Source organism: Okeania sp. SIO2C2 (assembly GCF_010692625.1).
GTDB lineage: Bacteria > Cyanobacteriota > Cyanobacteriia > Cyanobacteriales > Microcoleaceae > Okeania > Okeania hirsuta.
Genome location: NZ_JAAHGM010000011.1, coordinates 325,264 through 341,320 on the forward strand (window position 1 = coordinate 325,264; position 16,057 = coordinate 341,320).

The 16,057-nt window shown below is 36.2% G+C and carries 16 protein-coding genes; 7 read left to right on the plus strand and 9 right to left on the minus strand.

The features are described 5' to 3' along the window. Positions 1 to 196 precede the first annotated feature (196 nt). On the minus strand, positions 197 to 604 hold the full coding sequence (locus F6K18_RS12225; protein WP_338043227.1) for a hypothetical protein: 408 nt from the start codon (positions 602 to 604) through the stop codon (positions 197 to 199). 79 nt (positions 605 to 683) lie between these two features. On the opposite strand from F6K18_RS12225, the gene F6K18_RS12230 reads away from it, so the two are divergent. The 4 genes from F6K18_RS12230 (at position 684) to plsY (ending at position 5,221) form a co-directional block, all read left to right on the plus strand. Then, positions 684 to 1,481 (plus strand): MlaE family lipid ABC transporter permease subunit, encoded by a 798-nt coding sequence (locus F6K18_RS12230; RefSeq protein WP_287521114.1) that lies wholly within the window; start codon positions 684 to 686, stop codon positions 1,479 to 1,481. A 267-nt stretch (positions 1,482 to 1,748) separates the two neighbouring features. After that, positions 1,749 to 2,153, plus strand: coding sequence for a DUF3119 family protein (locus F6K18_RS12235; RefSeq protein WP_287521116.1), 405 nt, complete (start codon positions 1,749 to 1,751; stop codon positions 2,151 to 2,153). A gap of 1,026 nt (positions 2,154 to 3,179) precedes the next feature. Beyond that, a complete protein-coding gene (locus F6K18_RS12240; protein WP_353735068.1) occupies positions 3,180 to 4,163 on the plus strand; it encodes a DUF3086 domain-containing protein in 984 nt (327 codons plus the stop codon). A 383-nt stretch (positions 4,164 to 4,546) separates the two neighbouring features. Then, complete coding sequence (plsY, locus tag F6K18_RS12245) at positions 4,547 to 5,221, plus strand: glycerol-3-phosphate 1-O-acyltransferase PlsY (RefSeq protein ID WP_287521118.1); 675 nt, start codon at positions 4,547 to 4,549, stop codon at positions 5,219 to 5,221. Positions 5,222 to 5,486: 265 nt separating this feature from the next. Here the strand turns inward: plsY and F6K18_RS12250 are convergent, their stop codons facing one another. From F6K18_RS12250 to F6K18_RS12270, 7 genes are all read right to left on the minus strand, one after another. After that, entirely contained in the window at positions 5,487 to 6,101 is a 615-nt protein-coding gene (locus F6K18_RS12250; RefSeq protein ID WP_287521119.1) for a hypothetical protein, read from the minus strand. A 114-nt stretch (positions 6,102 to 6,215) separates the two neighbouring features. Further along, entirely contained in the window at positions 6,216 to 7,133 is a 918-nt protein-coding gene (locus F6K18_RS12255; protein WP_287521120.1) for a helix-turn-helix transcriptional regulator, read from the minus strand. A 100-nt stretch (positions 7,134 to 7,233) separates the two neighbouring features. Continuing rightward, the gene (locus F6K18_RS12260; protein WP_287521122.1) at positions 7,234 to 8,214 is read right to left on the minus strand and encodes an alpha/beta hydrolase; all 981 of its coding nucleotides are present in this window, start codon (positions 8,212 to 8,214) and stop codon (positions 7,234 to 7,236) included. A gap of 237 nt (positions 8,215 to 8,451) precedes the next feature. Continuing rightward, on the minus strand, positions 8,452 to 8,814 hold the full coding sequence (locus tag F6K18_RS36570; protein ID WP_287287968.1) for a C39 family peptidase: 363 nt from the start codon (positions 8,812 to 8,814) through the stop codon (positions 8,452 to 8,454). A gap of 24 nt (positions 8,815 to 8,838) precedes the next feature. Beyond that, entirely contained in the window at positions 8,839 to 10,320 is a 1,482-nt protein-coding gene (locus F6K18_RS36575) for a hypothetical protein (protein WP_353735059.1), read from the minus strand. 640 nt (positions 10,321 to 10,960) lie between these two features. Beyond that, positions 10,961 to 11,101 (minus strand): hypothetical protein, encoded by a 141-nt coding sequence (locus F6K18_RS36580; protein WP_287277328.1) that lies wholly within the window; start codon positions 11,099 to 11,101, stop codon positions 10,961 to 10,963. Positions 11,102 to 11,469: 368 nt separating this feature from the next. Then, a complete protein-coding gene (locus tag F6K18_RS12270; RefSeq protein ID WP_287241555.1) occupies positions 11,470 to 11,910 on the minus strand; it encodes a peroxiredoxin in 441 nt (146 codons plus the stop codon). A gap of 360 nt (positions 11,911 to 12,270) precedes the next feature. Between F6K18_RS12270 and F6K18_RS12275 the strand changes: the two genes are divergently transcribed. The 3 genes from F6K18_RS12275 to F6K18_RS12285 all read left to right on the plus strand — a co-directional run bounded on the left by F6K18_RS12275 (position 12,271) and on the right by F6K18_RS12285 (position 15,082). Then, the gene (locus F6K18_RS12275) at positions 12,271 to 12,678 is read left to right on the plus strand and encodes an Npun_F0494 family protein (protein ID WP_124146494.1); all 408 of its coding nucleotides are present in this window, start codon (positions 12,271 to 12,273) and stop codon (positions 12,676 to 12,678) included. A gap of 644 nt (positions 12,679 to 13,322) precedes the next feature. Next, positions 13,323 to 14,789 (plus strand): cobyric acid synthase CobQ, encoded by a 1,467-nt coding sequence (gene cobQ / locus F6K18_RS12280; RefSeq protein WP_287521125.1) that lies wholly within the window; start codon positions 13,323 to 13,325, stop codon positions 14,787 to 14,789. A gap of 59 nt (positions 14,790 to 14,848) precedes the next feature. Beyond that, entirely contained in the window at positions 14,849 to 15,082 is a 234-nt protein-coding gene (locus tag F6K18_RS12285; protein WP_124146492.1) for a 2Fe-2S iron-sulfur cluster-binding protein, read from the plus strand. Between the two features lie 599 nt (positions 15,083 to 15,681). On the opposite strand, the gene F6K18_RS12290 is transcribed toward F6K18_RS12285, so the two are convergent. Beyond that, positions 15,682 to 15,903 (minus strand): hypothetical protein, encoded by a 222-nt coding sequence (locus F6K18_RS12290; protein WP_287521127.1) that lies wholly within the window; start codon positions 15,901 to 15,903, stop codon positions 15,682 to 15,684. Positions 15,904 to 16,057 lie beyond the last annotated feature (154 nt).

Below are 16,057 nucleotides of genomic sequence, written 5' to 3' on the forward strand. Positions count from 1 at the left end.
GATATAGCAGTCGAAGGAAAGGAACAGATACAGGACTTACGCATATTGACCTTTAAACCACTATATGTAGGGGCGAATGCCATTCGCCCTCACCATAAGTAGAGTCTCTGCGTAAGTCCTGAGATATATAAATTAGACAAAGCAAGATTTTCCTTCTTCTTTCTTCCTTCTGCTATACACAATAATTACCTCAAATTTAGTTTCCTCTGGGATTTTGACAGAACACATATGTATCAAACATCGCTCCCACTAAACTAAAAGTGACAGCAATTACCAAACACCCTTGCCAAGGATGGCCATCACCAAACGTGGCCAAGAAATGCCAAATTTGCCTAACACCAGATTGACCAATTGTCCGTAAACTGGGAAAATGACTAATTAAGGCAAAGCTCGTCCAGCTAACCCCAATTAACAGAATAGGAGTTACAAAGCTAAAGATACTTGTAAGTAACAAAGAACGTAGAAGATTAGGCAAAATATTCATATATGTAAAAATAAGTTCAGTCATAATGCCACTTAGTAGCAAGTCAGCTGATATAGCTAACTTACTTTCTAAGATAGAGAGCGATCGCTCAAAATCACTCAATCTGTCAGAAAACTTCAACGTTGGTTAAACAATCTTGTTGAAGATTGGTAAATTTCTCTCATTAGTTTTGTTTAGTCTTCTAATTTATTAATTTCTATTGAGTAAGATTACTTTTAAGTTAATTTTCGGAGTATGGGGACAACGGATGTTGGCTGCAGCATATTTAGCAGGCCAAGTCTTTTTCCATGTCCTCAAAGGCAAAATTCATCGTCGTAACACCGTTGAGCAAATGGCGATAGTTGGCCCAGAATCATTACTCATTGTCTTACTGACAGCTAGTTTTGTAGGTATGGTATTTACCATTCAGGTTGCCAGGGAACTTGTTTCCTTCGGTACAGCTAATATGGTTGGGGGTATGTTGGCTATAACTTTAACGAGGGAATTAGGCCCTGTATTGACAGCAGTTGTTGTCGCAGGGCGAGTAGGTTCGGCATTTGCAGCAGAAATTGGCACGATGAAAGTGACAGAGCAAATTGATGCTCTATATATGCTGAAAACCGATCCGGTAGATTATTTAGTTATTCCTAGAGTTATTGCTTGTGCTGTAATGATGCCAATCTTAACTTTGTTATGTTTGGTAGCTGCCATATTGGGTGGACTTATGGTGGCAGTTAATATGTATGATATTCCCCAGAGTATATATATTAGCTCTGTCCATACTTTTCTAACTCTTTGGGACTTATGCAGTGGATTGATTAAATCAATGGTATTTGGTGTTTTAGTTGCTGTAATTGGTACAAGTTGGGGTTTAACTACTACTGGTGGAGCAAAAGGAGTAGGCCAATCTACAACCACAGCAGTTGTGACGGCCTTAATATCTATTTTTATCTTTAATTTCTTTCTCTCTTGGGCAATGTTTCAAGGTATTGGTGGAGCGATGAAACAAAGTTTTTGATATTCGGGAGTGGGGGAGTGGGGAGTAGGGGAGTAGGGAGTAGAGAACAGGAATGGTAGAAAATACTTTCTATTTCAATCTGGTTTGAAGAGCCAGATTGGTATCTTATGAGATTTATAATATTATTAATTATGAAAAAAAACTTTTTTTTCCTAGCGCTGCGCTTGTTGAAAAAAAGTGTCCGCGATCAACATTTCATCAATTTATAATTAAGGGTATTTCCCTGTTCCCTATTCCCTGTTCCCTATTCCCTGATTAAATAAAACTATGACTACTGTTTCTACATCCGAAGCAAAACAAACTATCGAACTTGCCCCTAGTTATAAAATTCCTCTAGTACTAATAATTAGTGCATTGCCTTTGGCCTTTTGGCAACCGTGGGTAAGTCTAGCGATCGCTCTATTTGGTCTATTTCTATTATTTCAAACAGCAACTATCCGTCTCAAATTTACTGATACAACCCTAGAAGTATATCGTTCAGAAAAACTAATACGAAGCTTTCCTTATCAAGATTGGCTAAACTGGGAAATATTCTGGTATCCTCTCCCAATTTTGTTCTATTTTAGGGAAGTTAAAAGTATCCACTTTCTACCAATTATTTTTGACCCTAAAACACTAAAAAATTGCCTAGAAAAACACTTACCCTCAAATCAGAATTCAATAGAAGCTTAGTAAATTTATCTTATACCAATTTGAAAAAATAATGCTATATTTAAGTGGTACTTCAATTATTAAGTAATTAACACAGACTGAATAATTTTTTTGAGAATTATTAGCTAGTTATTGTTAGTTATTCTTATTTTTACTTCTCGCTATCAGAGGTTGAATTAAATGTCCCTACCCATTCCCCTATTCCCCTGCAATGCGAAAATGTAGCAAATATTGATCAAATTGGTATAGTAAAAGTTATACATAAATATAGTAATATTACCAATGGATAATTGATAATTAATCCATTCGGTTTAAAGCCTCTCCTTTTAAGGAGAAAAAAGCGGTCGTTAGCGCAGCTTCCCGTAGGGTGGGATGGCGATCTTCGGAGCGGGTCTGCAAGAACGGGTCTCCTCGCCATATCCAATCGACCAAGAGAAGAAATCAGATTTCCTTATATTCAATTCCGTAACGGTTTTAACTAGAGGTAATTATCCATTATTCATTATTCATTATCCATTAATGAATCGTTCCCTTTGAGCTAATATCTACAAAAGCTTAAAGTAGAAAATAAAAACTATTCAGTTTAAAACCCTGAATGAAAATAGCATAAAGTCTTGATAATTTTTTTCTATTATGTACCCAGACGAAACACAATCAGAAGAACAAAAAGACCAATCAACAACAACTTCAAATAATATAAATGAAATAGTTCCTTCACCTTGGGATTTAGATGAAGAGGTTGAGACTCAAGTTACTCCTACATATAAGCAAAGTGTCAAACCCTACAAGTCTACCACGACTCAACCAATAGATGCAGAGTATGTTCCATTAGTTGAAGAAAATTCTACAGATACTCCTAATATCAAGGAAAAATCTACAACTCCCCCAGTTACAGAAATAGATGCAGAGTATGTTCCATTTGTAGAAGAGAATTCTACAGATACTCCTAATATCAAAGAAGAACCTACCACTCCCCCATTTGTAAAAGAGAATTTTACAGATATTCCTAATATCAAAGAAGAACCTACCACTCCCCCAGTTGCAGAAATTGAAACAGAATTAACACCACTAGTTAATGGCCTTCAACAGCAAGAAGAAAATTTGAAGGAGGAAATAGCTACCCTACAACAAACCAAGGCCAAATTACAGCAAGAAGTAATGGCGCAAACTGAGGCCATAGGACGTCTGCTACCTGAAGCTTTGAATCAGTTAGAGTCCCGTAGACAAGTATTGCAAGTAGAAGTCGAAAAACTAGAACGTCGCAAAGAACGTATTCAGAAAGAGATGCGAACTACTTTTGCAGGTGCTTCTCAGGATTTGGCAATTAGAATTCAGGGATTTAAAGATTATTTAGTAGGAAGTTTACAAGATTTAGCTGTTGCTGCCGAACAGTTAGAATTAACTCCACAGATACAGGAACCTCCAACTCCTTCTGTTATAGAAAATTCTCCTCGGTCTGTCAGAAATGCTGAAAATCCCCAATTTGCGGAAATGGGTTTTGAGGAGCAAGCTAGACAAATTCGCCAAATTCTTGATGAATATCGGAAAATGCCAGATTATTATGGCCCGCCCTGGAAATTACGGCGTACATTTGAACCTATTCATGCAGAAAGAGTTTCTAGCTGGTTTTTTTCTCAGGGTGGTCGTGGTGCCCTGCGAACTATGGGTAGTCGCTTGCAAAATATTTTGGTTGCTTCGACAATTGTTTCTGTATTAAGAGATTTGTACGATACACGAGTACGCGCTCTGATACTTGCTAACTCCCCGGAACGTTTAGGAGAATGGCGACGGGGTTTACAAGATTGTCTAGGGATTGACCGCCGTGATTTTAGCCCAGATAGAGGTGTGGCTCTGTTTGAAGATCCAGAGGTATTGGCCCAAAAAGCAGAGCGGTTAGTGAAACAGGGAAAATTACCGATAATTGTGATTGATGATACGGAAGATAAAATTAGTCTCTCAATGTTACAGTTTCCTCTGTGGTTAGCCTTTGCTCCTGAACCTGGAACTCAAAACTCAATAGATAGATTTTGATCAGACTAAAAATGGAAGAAGGAAGAAGGAAGAAAAAATGGATGGGCACTCAAACCCCAACTAATTGTAAACACCCTCTAGACGGTGGGGTATTAAACCCAAAATAAAAAGATAGAAAATTAATGGCTAGATTGATGACTATATAGTAGTCGAAGGAAAGGGCACAGACATATCAAAAGCTTAAAACTCAGACAATGCAAGATTTTTCCTTCTCTCCTAGATAACTAATCGCCTTCTTCCTTCTGCTACATGTCAAAGAAGTATAAATATTTCTGGATTGGAGCAAGCGAAAAGCTAATTCTGAGGGATTCTGGATATAGAAGCAATAATTAGTTATGCTAAATTTGTCCCTCCTATTGATGCTTTTTAAAAGGAATAATTTAATGATTAGCTGGTTATTCTTAAATGGAGTAATATTAATTATTGCCTATTTATTGGGTGCTACTCCTAGTGGTTATTGGATAGGTTCGTGGTTCTACGGAATCGATATTCGCGAACAAGGTTCGGGTTCTACAGGTGCGACAAATGTATTAAGAACCATCGGCAAATGGCCTGCTTTGGCTGTGTTAATTATTGATATTTTAAAAGGGGTATTAGCGATCGCTCTAGTCCGCTATATTTACTCTCTTTTGTTTGTGCAAAACTTAACTATTGCTGCTGGAATACCTGATGTTTATATAGCAAAAGAATGGATGGCAATCTTAGCAGGACTAATAGCTATATTCGGCCATACTAAATCTATTTGGATTGGTTTTAAGGGAGGCAAATCAGTTGCTTCTAGTCTGGGTATTTTGTTAGCAATGTCTTGGGTTGTCGGTTTAGGAACACTTTCTGTATTTGTTGTATTTTTAGCTATTAGTCGTATTGTTTCTCTGAGTTCTATCATTGCTGCTATTTCTGTTTCTGGGTTAATGTTTTTCACAGGTCAGCCACTACCTTATGAAATATTTGCTGTTGCTGGTGGTATGTATGTAATTTGGCGTCACCGTAGCAATATTGAACGACTTTTAGCTGGTAAAGAACCTAGAATTGGGCAAAAGTTATCAACGGAATCTTAGTTGAAGAGTGTGGGGAGTGTAGGAAGATGGAGACCCACCCCTAACCCCTCCCAGGAGGGGAAGATCGAGAGATATTTGGCAATGGTTGAAGATGGAACATTTTTTTATACCGAATTAACCGGACTTGATCAAAACCTTCTTCCTTCTTCCCTCTTCCTTCTGATTAATTGTTGAAATTCTAGTACAGAATGGCGGAAATAACTGATCAGTTAAATCATCCTAAAACAACTACAAATCAATACTTTTGACTTTTAACTTTTGACTTTTAACTTCCGCGTAGCGGCATTCCCCAAATAGCTAACCCCCCACCTCTACCCCTCGCAGCAATAAATTTTTCTTGAATCAAAAAGTAAGCAAAAAAAGCTTGCTTTCCCACACTTTCAGTCGCAAACTTATCTTCACTTTCTTGACCTCCTCGAATATATCCAGAATAGAGTTTTACTCCTAATAACTTGACTGTAATTTTTGTAAAATCAAACGCCAAAATATTTTTTTTATCTATAAATTTTGTCGGACCAGAAAGAGATAGTTTCAAACCAGCAAATTCTACCGTATTTTCTACCCTGCCTATTTCTAATTGCTCAGGTGTTTCAGAAGTATTGAGAGGAGAAAAATAGGAGAGTGAAATTTTTACCCAATTAGGAACATAACGTCCAGCTCCCAGAACAATACCCGCTCGTTTTCTAGTTTTTTTCGTACCAGTAATAAAACATAATTGCCAATTGCCTGATAATTGTTCAATATTGTACTTTTTGTCTTGTTTTTTTGACTGTTTTTCAATTTGAATAAGTGCAGAAACCACAGAATCTGGAGAAGGTTTATTCAGAGAATTTTTGATAACTGAATTAGCTGCTGTTTCTATTGTTAGTAAATCTTCCATAATATTCTTGAAGAATGTTTGAAGTTTTAGATATTATACATATTTGAGAAATAAATCTTACAAAACCATTTTTTGAGGAAAAAATAAGTAGAAGTAGTAGACTGTTTCATCTAATTAATTATAGGATTTTATGTATTCGGTTGGTGTTATACCTGTTTTATTTTTGAATAATCGTGAGAAATATTGAGGATATTCAAAGCCGAGAGCGTAAGCTACTGTTGCTACTGTTGCATTAGAATCTAACAATAAATCTTTTGCTTTATCAAGCAAATGTAAATGAAGATTTTCTATAGCTGTTTTGCCTGTTTCTACCTTTAGAGCATCGCTTAAGTAACGAGGAGTCATGTTCAGTTTATTTGCAATTTCTTCAATTGTTGGAATTGCTTTTCCATAAATCTGATCTTCATTCATATAACGCTCAACTTCATCAATGAATTTATCAAGTAAATTAGAGTTATTTTCTTTACGATGCAAAAACTGACGGTGATAGAAACGATTGGCATATTTTAACAACGTGTCTAGCTGTGAGAGAATAAGCTCTTTACTGAATTCGTCTTGGTTGCTGTGATATTCATATTCTATCTGATCAATCAACCCTGAAATCATCTGTTCCTCTTTTTGCGACAAATGTAGGGCTTCGTTGACTGCGTAGCTGAAATAGTTATATTTCTTGATTTCATCCTTGATCGAATACCCACGGATAAAATCCTCATGGAAAACAATTGTGCGGCCTGTTGATTTTACATTTAGCCCCACAACCTTCACTTCCTGCTTCGGAGCCATGAAAATCATTGTGCCGTTTTTACAGTCATATTTTGTGCGGCCGTAAAAGATTTCGCCGGATGTAATATGCTTGAGTGATACCGAATAAAAATCACCGCTTAGTGTAATATCTCGATCGTCACATTTTGTATCATTTGTCTTGTTGGACGACATACCTACCACAGAAAACAAAGGATGCTCCGGATCTGGAAGTCCTAAAAAGCTGTGGTACTTCGTCAAATTACTGAAATGTATCTTTTTTGTATTCATATTAAATCACCTTATCTTTTTTGAAGTAGATTGCCTAGAGGAGGCATGGGCGATCCACTTCATTTAGCCACATTAGGCCACCACTGGGACTTGCTTGTAGTTAGGCTTTGACTTGTGCGCCACCATGCTTTTTGAAGAACCTGTCTATGGCGTCAATGGCTCCAGAAACAAATTCGTCTCTGTCGTACAGGTCAACATGGGATGCGCCTTCGATTTCAACAAACTCTTTCGGGTCAGATGCTTTATCGAAGAAAGTTTTTGTTAGTGGTCCTGTCATGAGAACACCACTAGCAGGCTCCATCGCCTTTTCACCAATGATGCCAATGTATGGCGTGTAGAGGTAAGGTGCGTAACTTGTCGCATCGGCCAGCATTGGAGCTTCAAGCATGAAGGATGGCGACAGGTGCGAGTAGTTGGGGTAAGTTTCCGCACCAGCACGTTTGATCATGTAATAATCATAACCTTCACTTGGTGTTGCTCCATTCTTTATCGCTTCCGCTTCTGCTCCCATGCCAAGCGCATCAATATATTCGACTACGCCTGTTTCATAAGCTTTTTGACGACCTGCATTTTGTTTAGCGATTAAGGTTGTAACAGTCTCACGATCCATCGCTTCAAAGTAGCTGGCCTTATTGCCCATCATGCCGGACACAGAGGCAATCGCTTTCAAGCGTTTATCTGTCGTGGCAGTCAAAGCCATGTAACCGCCTGATGCACAAACGCCGATGCCAAAGAGGTTGTCACGGTCAACGAAGGGAAGTGTACCCATGAAGCTAACCGCATCGCGGATGCTTTCAATCTTCACAAATGCATTTTCATTGTTACGAATTTCCCCTTCGCTGTCGCCATAACCGATATGGTCAAAAACGATAGTGACATAACCGCGTTCGGCAAGCTCAGGACAGTAAACAGCTCCAGTTTGCTCTTTTACTTGGTTAAAGGCTGACGAAAAGACAATAGCGGGATAGCTACCATTTGAATCAAAACCTTCTGGTGTGTAGAGGTGAGCTGAAAGGTTTAATCCCTGAGATTTAAAGGTAATATCATTTTTTCCAGATTTTAAATTTTGTAATTTCATCATGGTGTCCTGTTCAATTAAGTTTTAAATTCGCTTACATTTACGATATTATCCAGTTATTTGAGATTAGTAAATAAACAAAACTGCAGGATTTGGATACATTTTTGCAACTTATGTTTTAAATGAACAGGACTTAGGCACTGACCTGACAATAGATGTAGGGTCTTGCTCAGTTACGCTACTGCTAACACACCCTACTGGACTTCCTATTCCCTCTATTCCCTAGCGCTACGCGCTATGCTACTTTTTCCGAATAAAATGCGCCCAAACACCTCCATTAGGACCTGCAACTCGATCCATGTAATCATAGGGATAAGTTAAACGAGTACCTTCAGTATCAGAATAACCAGTTAAAGCATTCCCCCAAGGATCGTTAACAATATAACCCTTGTAGTTATATCCGATCGCTGTCAATATATGACCGCTAGCAGTAAAGTCTCCTGCCACAACTACTGGACGACGGTTATTCAACTCATTTTTTACCTCAGACCACTCACGGGTAGTACTAAAACTTGTCTCAAAATCATAAGCACGAATTAACGCTGATAATACACTGTGGTCTGTTTCTGAACCCTGACCATAATTATTAAAACACCATTCCAATAACTCATCTTCTAACTGACCGCCTCAATAAGACCGTACTCCATAATAAGCAAATATCATGGCGATCGATGTTACATTACAAGTAGACCAATAAAACCGAGGGTTATCACGTTGAGAAAAATAGGGTACATTCAGCTCTATATTATTTCTAATGGGATTAAAAGATTTATTCCCACGTTTAAACAAAAAATAACTAGGAAACACATAACCAGTATTACCAAATTCCCCCATTTGTTCGGTCAAAGCAACTTTGAGATGATTTCCCTCTACAGCATAACTATTCACCCCGTATACTCGACCAATAGGTAACGTTACTCTTTCTGAGCGACCTAACAAAAATGAAAACAAAGGTCGCTTTTTTATCACGGTAGTTTCTCGAACCGTCATCGTCATAGCATTAGGATCGTAGAGTATTTCCTCTTCTTGTTTCTTGATTCTAACGTGCTGCCAATAGATATATCCCACTTTACCAAAACCGGGAATAGATTCCAGCAGAGTTACGCGAAAATGTCCTTTAGTGGAAGCATAACCAGTAATTGCCAAAGTCTGACCTAGAGATAATTCTGCTTTTTGATTATCATCAAGTTGAGATGAATCTTCTGGACTACCCTTAATAAAAGTTTTTTGAACTACCAATATTTTAGCGCTGATATAAGTATCTGGAACATCGGTAAAATCAAATAGTAGAAGTTTAGAACCTTTTGTCATTTCAACATAGGGTTCATAAAAATAGCCAAAATTCCCTATCGGTGATATTGCATTACTCAATACCACTTTTAAATGCCCATCAACTAATCCATATTTTTCAACAGTAAAAATTTCTCCTGCGTCAACCCTAACTTTTTGTTGATTATTAAGCTTGGAACTATCTATAGGATATAATTTAAACCAAGTATCCTTGACAACTTTCAATTTAGTATCTTTTCCAGCAGATATTGGTTCTGAACTTACATAAATATTAATTACTTTACTATCAACAACATTTCCCTTACTATCAAGACTTTGTAAGCGTAACCACCGTGTTCCCTCTGTATTAAAACCTCGACTTAATTTGACTTCCCACAAACCAGACTCTGAGTCAAGATTCACTGGCAATGGATATTTATCTTCCGCAGTTACTGTTACAGTTTTTCCTTGACTAGGATCGTAAGTACCCCGAAGAGTTGTACTTTGATTCACCAAAATTTCTGTAGGACCTAAAAATTTGAGTGTGGCAGCAGTAGCAAAAGCTTGACTAGCTTCAGTTAATTGCACAAAATCTGGATAAACGTACCCCTCATTACCAAAGTCGGGTAGGTTTTCTGTGAGTAATATTCTGGTATGGTTATTTTGGTATGTGTAGTTGGAGACACCATAAACCATTCCTTTTTGCAGAATTAATTTTTCATCTGGTTTTAAATATGCTTCGTTTGTTGGTTGCTTTTTGATGACGGTATTGTTGAGGGTTTTCAGAGCGATCGCTGTTTGATTATATTTTACTGTTTCCCCTTGTCTGATAATTTCCACTTTTTGTGGATCGATATATCCTGTATCGCCAAAACCTGGGATAGCTTTAGTTAAAGATACTCGAAAATGACCTTCTACACTTGCATAACCTTGGATAACATAAGTTTCTCCAGAAAAAAGTTCTATTTGTTCATTGGATGCTAGTTGGGAATAAGGTTCCGGTTTAAGTTTAATTTGAGTTCTTTCTTTGACCCATAGTAAGGCTTTATCTGGGGGTGCTTCAGGTAAATTAGCACGATTGAAGTAGAGAATTTTTGCCCATTTAGATAAGTGTACTTGTTGAGAATTAAAATAGCCAAATTTGCCAATGAGTGGAATAGGTGTTGCAAGTTCAACTTGTAGATAGTTATCTACTAACTGATAATTTAGCAGTCGATAAGTTTGACCTGCTGATAGATTTGCTTTTTCTTGAGCAGTTAAATTATCTAGATATTCTAATCTTTCTTGAAAGACAGTATTCGTGAGGGTAATTAATGTTAATGATGGGTAAATATTCGGTTCAGTATTAACAGTAATATTAATTGTTTGCTCAATAACTAAAATATTATTTATATCCGTTCCTTTCAGTCGTAACCAACGATTTCCTGAAGTATTAAACCCTGATTCTAAAATTATGTGCCATCATCCTGTAGCTAGATTTTTAGTAACATTCAAAGTATTTATCTTCTGCTAATAGAGCAATACTATGGATTTGTTCGGGATTAAATTTACTTGTAATAATAGTAGGTTGATTAACTAGAAATTCGGTCGGACCAAGATAGGAAAGGGTATCTTTACTCATAATTTCTATTTATTCTAAAACTAAAATTTACTACAACAAATAAACCTGTAGATAATTCTACAGGTGATGAGTAAAAAAATATTTTTCGGAAAATTTATTAGATACTGAAAATTAGTAGAAATCTCCAGAAAAGAGGGAGTAGGGAGTAGGGAACCCACCCCTAACCCCTCCCAGGAGGGGAAGAATTGATAGTTTCTGTGCGATAATCAATTTTATTTTTTATTATCGGAGATGTCTAGTACAAACTATAGCAAAGAATGGATTGCTGAGGACATAGACTGATCATAAACCGTAAGACAGGGAAATGTTTTTCCCACTGTTCCCTATTCCCTATTCCCTATTCCCTATTCCCTATTCCCTGGCTATAATTATTTTGCACCGATAACTTCTAAAATATCTTGAGCGTGACTACCAGTTTTCACATTCTCATCGACGTGAGAAATGTTCCCTGTGGAGTCAATAATATAGGTGACACGCTTAGGATATCCACCACCTTCAACATCATAAGCTTTTGTGATAGCGCCATCAACATCTGCCAATAGTTGGAAAGGCAAACCATATTTCTCAGTGAAAGCTTTGTGGGAAGCTTCATCATCCATGCTTACACCAAGAACAACCATATCTTTACCTTGGTATTCAGCATAGTTATCTCGGAAGCTTTGAGCTTCTTTAGTACAACCTGGAGTATCATCTTTGGGATAAAAATATAGGACAACTGTTTTGCCAGCAAAATCAGATAAGGAAACGGTGCTGCCGTTGGTATCTTTTACAGTGAATTCTGGTGCTTTAGTGCCAACAGATAATGGCATAGATTTTGTTTTCTCCTTAATAGGTTTACAGTATGGCCTTGTTTTCTTTCTGTTATTTTAAGATATTTTGTGCTTTGAAAAACTTTTTATACCAAATCCGCTTATCAAAAATATTTTATATAATCTAAGATTAAACCTCTTCCTTATTTTCCCCACACCCTATCTCCGCATTTTTACAATTGTGAGGATCTATAAACCGGATTTAGCATTACTTACCCTATAAATTGTTTTCTAAACTACTTAGTAAAAAAAAATCAAGTATTATTTGTATAGCTTATTTTAATGTAATATTATTTGTATCATGAATCAAGATAAAAAAACTTACTTATATGGTATAATGAATAAAAAAAAATAATAACAATGACCTCTATAAAATCTGCAAACTTAATATCACTCCAATACCCTACTAATACTGAAAAAAGGGCGGAAATAGCGCTTAGTTGTAGTCCGTTTAACATCAGCTTATTTGTAACAATGTCGGATAGAAGTGTGGAATTAAAATCAATAGCATCAGAGATAGGCTTCAAAAATGCCTATACTCGTTCGCTTATATCAGAATTAGCTGCTGAAAATTATCTAATGTGGCTCATTCAGGTGGGTGTATTAAGGAGAGAAGTTGATGGACAGGGTATTACAGATGGTTTTCGCCTCACACCTCTGGGCCATAAGTTAGTTAAAAAATATTCTCCAAAGGGAAGTTGGTCTCAACCCTCTGTGAGCGATCGCTTCTATAATTTAATTAATCGTTGGTTTCGACTTCCTATTTAGATGGGCAAAAAATATTCAAGTTTTGAAGAATTCGATCGTAATTTTTTAATCAAACCTCAACTTTATAGTTATAGATTCTGAAATTAAGTGAATATAGATTATTAACTTCAAAAAAATCGCTAATAGCTCAAAATGCTTTTCTTTTGCTCTTACAATATGTTTAATATCAGTGAGGTTCTATGGTATGCAAGATGCCCGCACTTTATAGTTAATATTTGTACCTCATATACCACCAAATATTCTCTCAATTTTTTATCTACCTTATTCGAAAGCTTATATACTTTATCAGCTTGTAAAGTAAAAAAAATACGGCGTTGGTGATGCGTGGCTATGATTGTGCTTTAATAGCAATTTTCTAACTATTAACTGAAAAGCATTTTATATTTCGCTAAATTTAGGTTTAATAGCTTGACTCACCAACGCCAAAAATACTAGCTAGTATTTTACCAAATTCATAAGAAGTTCCATAGAAAAAATTTTAATCAGAGTTGACTGTAGCTCAAGAAAGACTTGTTCATAAATTTCATAATTCTGTGCAGCCTCACATAAAATTGGTATAGTAAAAGATTACACAAAGCTAGCTATATATATTTTAGATTGCAGATAGAAAAATCTTAATTATAATTCCTTTATTACAAACAGCTATGAAAGCAATTATGGTAGTGGGAACTACCTCCCATGCGGGGAAATCTCTGATCACTGCAGCTATCTGTAGAATTTTATCACGTCGTGGATGGAGAGTATCCCCCTTCAAAGGACAAAATATGGCTTTGAACTCTTATGTCACATCTAGTGGTGGAGAGATAGGTTATGCTCAGGCAGTACAAGCTTGGGCCGCAGGAGTTACACCTGCAGTAGAAATGAATCCTATTTTGTTGAAACCTCAAGGAAATATGACTTCTCAAGTTATCCTCAAAGGAAAAGTATTAGATACAGTAGGAGCCATAGATTATTATCAGAAATATTTTAATATTGGTTGGCAGGCTATTAAAGAATGTTTACAACTTTTATCCCAGGAATTCGACATTATAGTCTGTGAAGGAGCAGGTAGTCCAGCAGAAATTAATTTAAAGCACCGAGATTTAACTAATATGCGAGTAGCCAAGTACTTGAATGCGACTACAATTTTAGTAGTTGATATAGATCGAGGTGGTGCTTTTGCTCATATTATTGGTACTCTAGAACTGCTAGATCCAGAAGAAAGAAGTTTAATTAAAGGGATTGTAATTAATAAATTTAGAGGACAGCGATCGCTTCTAGATTCAGGTATTGAATGGTTAGAAAAAAGAACTAATATTCCTGTAATTGGCGTAATTCCCTGGATTGATGAAGTCTTTCCTGCCGAAGATTCTTTAAGTCTTTTAGACCAACGTTCTACTAAATCTAATACTGAGATTATAATTGCAATTATTAAATTACCAAGAATTTCTAATTTTACTGATTTTGATCCTTTAGATGCAGAGTCTAGTGTCAAGATTAAATATCTCAATCCTAATGATGATTTAGGTTATCCTGATGCAGTAATTATTCCTGGTTCTAAAACTACTATTAGCGATTTATTAATATTACAAAAAAGTGGCATGGCAACAGCTCTCAAGGATTACCAAGCTGCTGGCGGTACGATTATGGGAATTTGTGGTGGTTTTCAAATGCTTGGTGAAGTTTTAATTGATGCTCAGGGTTTAGAAGGACAAAGGGGAGAATATCAAGGACTAGGACTACTACCACTCAAAACTGTAATTGCTGCTCAAAAAATTTCTCGTCAGCGACAAGTTATTGCTAATTATCCTCTAGCTAATTTACCAGTAATCGGTTATGAAATTCATCAAGGTAGAACTAAAATTACAAAACCAGATATGGTAAATCCTTTATTTAATGATCGTGATTTGGGATTTATTAATAATAATCAGTCTGTCTGGGGTAACTATTTACATGGAATTTTTGATAATAGTCCTTGGCGTCGTTCCTGGTTAAATCTCTTGCGTAAAAAACGAGGTCTCGAAGGTCTACCAACTGGTGTTGCTAACTATAGAGAACAAAGAGAAATGATGTTGGATTCAGTTACAGATCAAGTTAATCATCACTTAAATTTAAAGTTTATATTTAACTAAAATTTACTGATTAAAATTCACTATAAGCTAACGGTTAATCAAATAATTATTGCTTAATTATGGAAATACTTTTCTTGCCAGATAATGTTACTGTTGAGGCAGAGTCAGGAGAACCTATTCTAGAAGTTGCTGAACGTGCTGGAGTAACTATTCCTACAGGTTGTTTAATGGGTTCTTGTCATGCTTGTGAAGTTGAAATTGATGGTGGTCAAATTATTTGCGCTTGTATTACAGCAGTTCCTCCAGGACGGAAAAAAATGACGATAAATCTGTCTGTAGACATGGACTGGTAATCTTAATCTGGGTGATAGGTTGTAGGTTCTAGTAAAAAATTACGGGGTATAAATAATAGTAATTAATTTGATTTAGCTACTTAATAGAAGTTTAACTCTTTGACTTATATTTATTGTTGTATCGATCTATATAAGTTGCTACTTAAATCCAGCAAAGAGTTTAATTTATTTTTGCTTGTTCCTATTTTGTTTTCAAAATCTAAAATTTTAATGCCGTTACAAGCTTCGTTTAAAATTTGTTTTAATATTCTTAAGCTGTTCGACTGAAATTGGGATTTTTATAGTTGATATTTGATTTTGTTGAGAATCGAAAGTTTCTCAAGGTATTTTTTTAATAAAAGTAATTCTTGAACTTCCTCTCTTTCAGCACCTATTTGAGCATTAAATCCTCCTGTTATACCAATTTTATAAATGTTTGCTACAAATAGGTAGGGTACTTCTTAGAAGTCAACCCACCCCTAACCCCTCCCAGGAGGGGAAGTCAGGAGTCAGGAGTCAGAATGAATAGATTTAATACCAGTTTTTAGGTCATAAATTCTCTTTTTCTCTTGGTGCGCGTTCCCTTGCGACTGGCGTCGTCGCGGGGTCGCACCGCTTTGTCAAAGGTACATTTCCTGCAAAATTTTTTTATTGCACTTATTATTCCTAACATTATTTTTTAAAATTGGTATTATACCTTTAAGCACTTCTTCAAAAGTTGAAATTAAAATTTCCAATCCTTTTTTCTTTGCCTTAATAAAAATAATTTCATTATTCAGCAATTCAAATTTTACTAGAAGATTATCCATAATCATTTCAGACTTAGGTTGTGGTTTCCCCAAATAAATCCGCAACTGTAAAAGCAAAAATACAGTAGATTCCAAGTACATCAAGTACAGATATTAACAATTAAATCTTTGTAGTGCGGGCATCTTGCCCGCGATGGTTGTATCTCACCAAAGCGATGGGTGTACCTCACCAAAGTGGAATTCACTA

What these genes read in the sequence shown, in the direction of transcription:
- F6K18_RS12235 (WP_287521116.1), top strand. Translation starts at nt 1,749, where the DNA reads ATGACTACTGTTTCTACATCCGAAGCAAAACAAACTATCGAACTTGCC.
- plsY (WP_287521118.1), top strand. Translation starts at nt 4,547, where the DNA reads ATGATTAGCTGGTTATTCTTAAATGGAGTAATATTAATTATTGCCTAT.
- F6K18_RS12250 (WP_287521119.1), bottom strand. Translation starts at nt 6,101, where the DNA reads ATGGAAGATTTACTAACAATAGAAACAGCAGCTAATTCAGTTATCAAA.
- F6K18_RS12255 (WP_287521120.1), bottom strand. Translation starts at nt 7,133, where the DNA reads ATGAATACAAAAAAGATACATTTCAGTAATTTGACGAAGTACCACAGC.
- F6K18_RS12260 (WP_287521122.1), bottom strand. Translation starts at nt 8,214, where the DNA reads ATGATGAAATTACAAAATTTAAAATCTGGAAAAAATGATATTACCTTT.
- F6K18_RS36580 (WP_287277328.1), bottom strand. Translation starts at nt 11,101, where the DNA reads ATGAGTAAAGATACCCTTTCCTATCTTGGTCCGACCGAATTTCTAGTT.
- F6K18_RS12270 (WP_287241555.1), bottom strand. Translation starts at nt 11,910, where the DNA reads ATGCCATTATCTGTTGGCACTAAAGCACCAGAATTCACTGTAAAAGAT.
- F6K18_RS12275 (WP_124146494.1), top strand. Translation starts at nt 12,271, where the DNA reads ATGACCTCTATAAAATCTGCAAACTTAATATCACTCCAATACCCTACT.
- cobQ (WP_287521125.1), top strand. Translation starts at nt 13,323, where the DNA reads ATGAAAGCAATTATGGTAGTGGGAACTACCTCCCATGCGGGGAAATCT.
- F6K18_RS12285 (WP_124146492.1), top strand. Translation starts at nt 14,849, where the DNA reads ATGGAAATACTTTTCTTGCCAGATAATGTTACTGTTGAGGCAGAGTCA.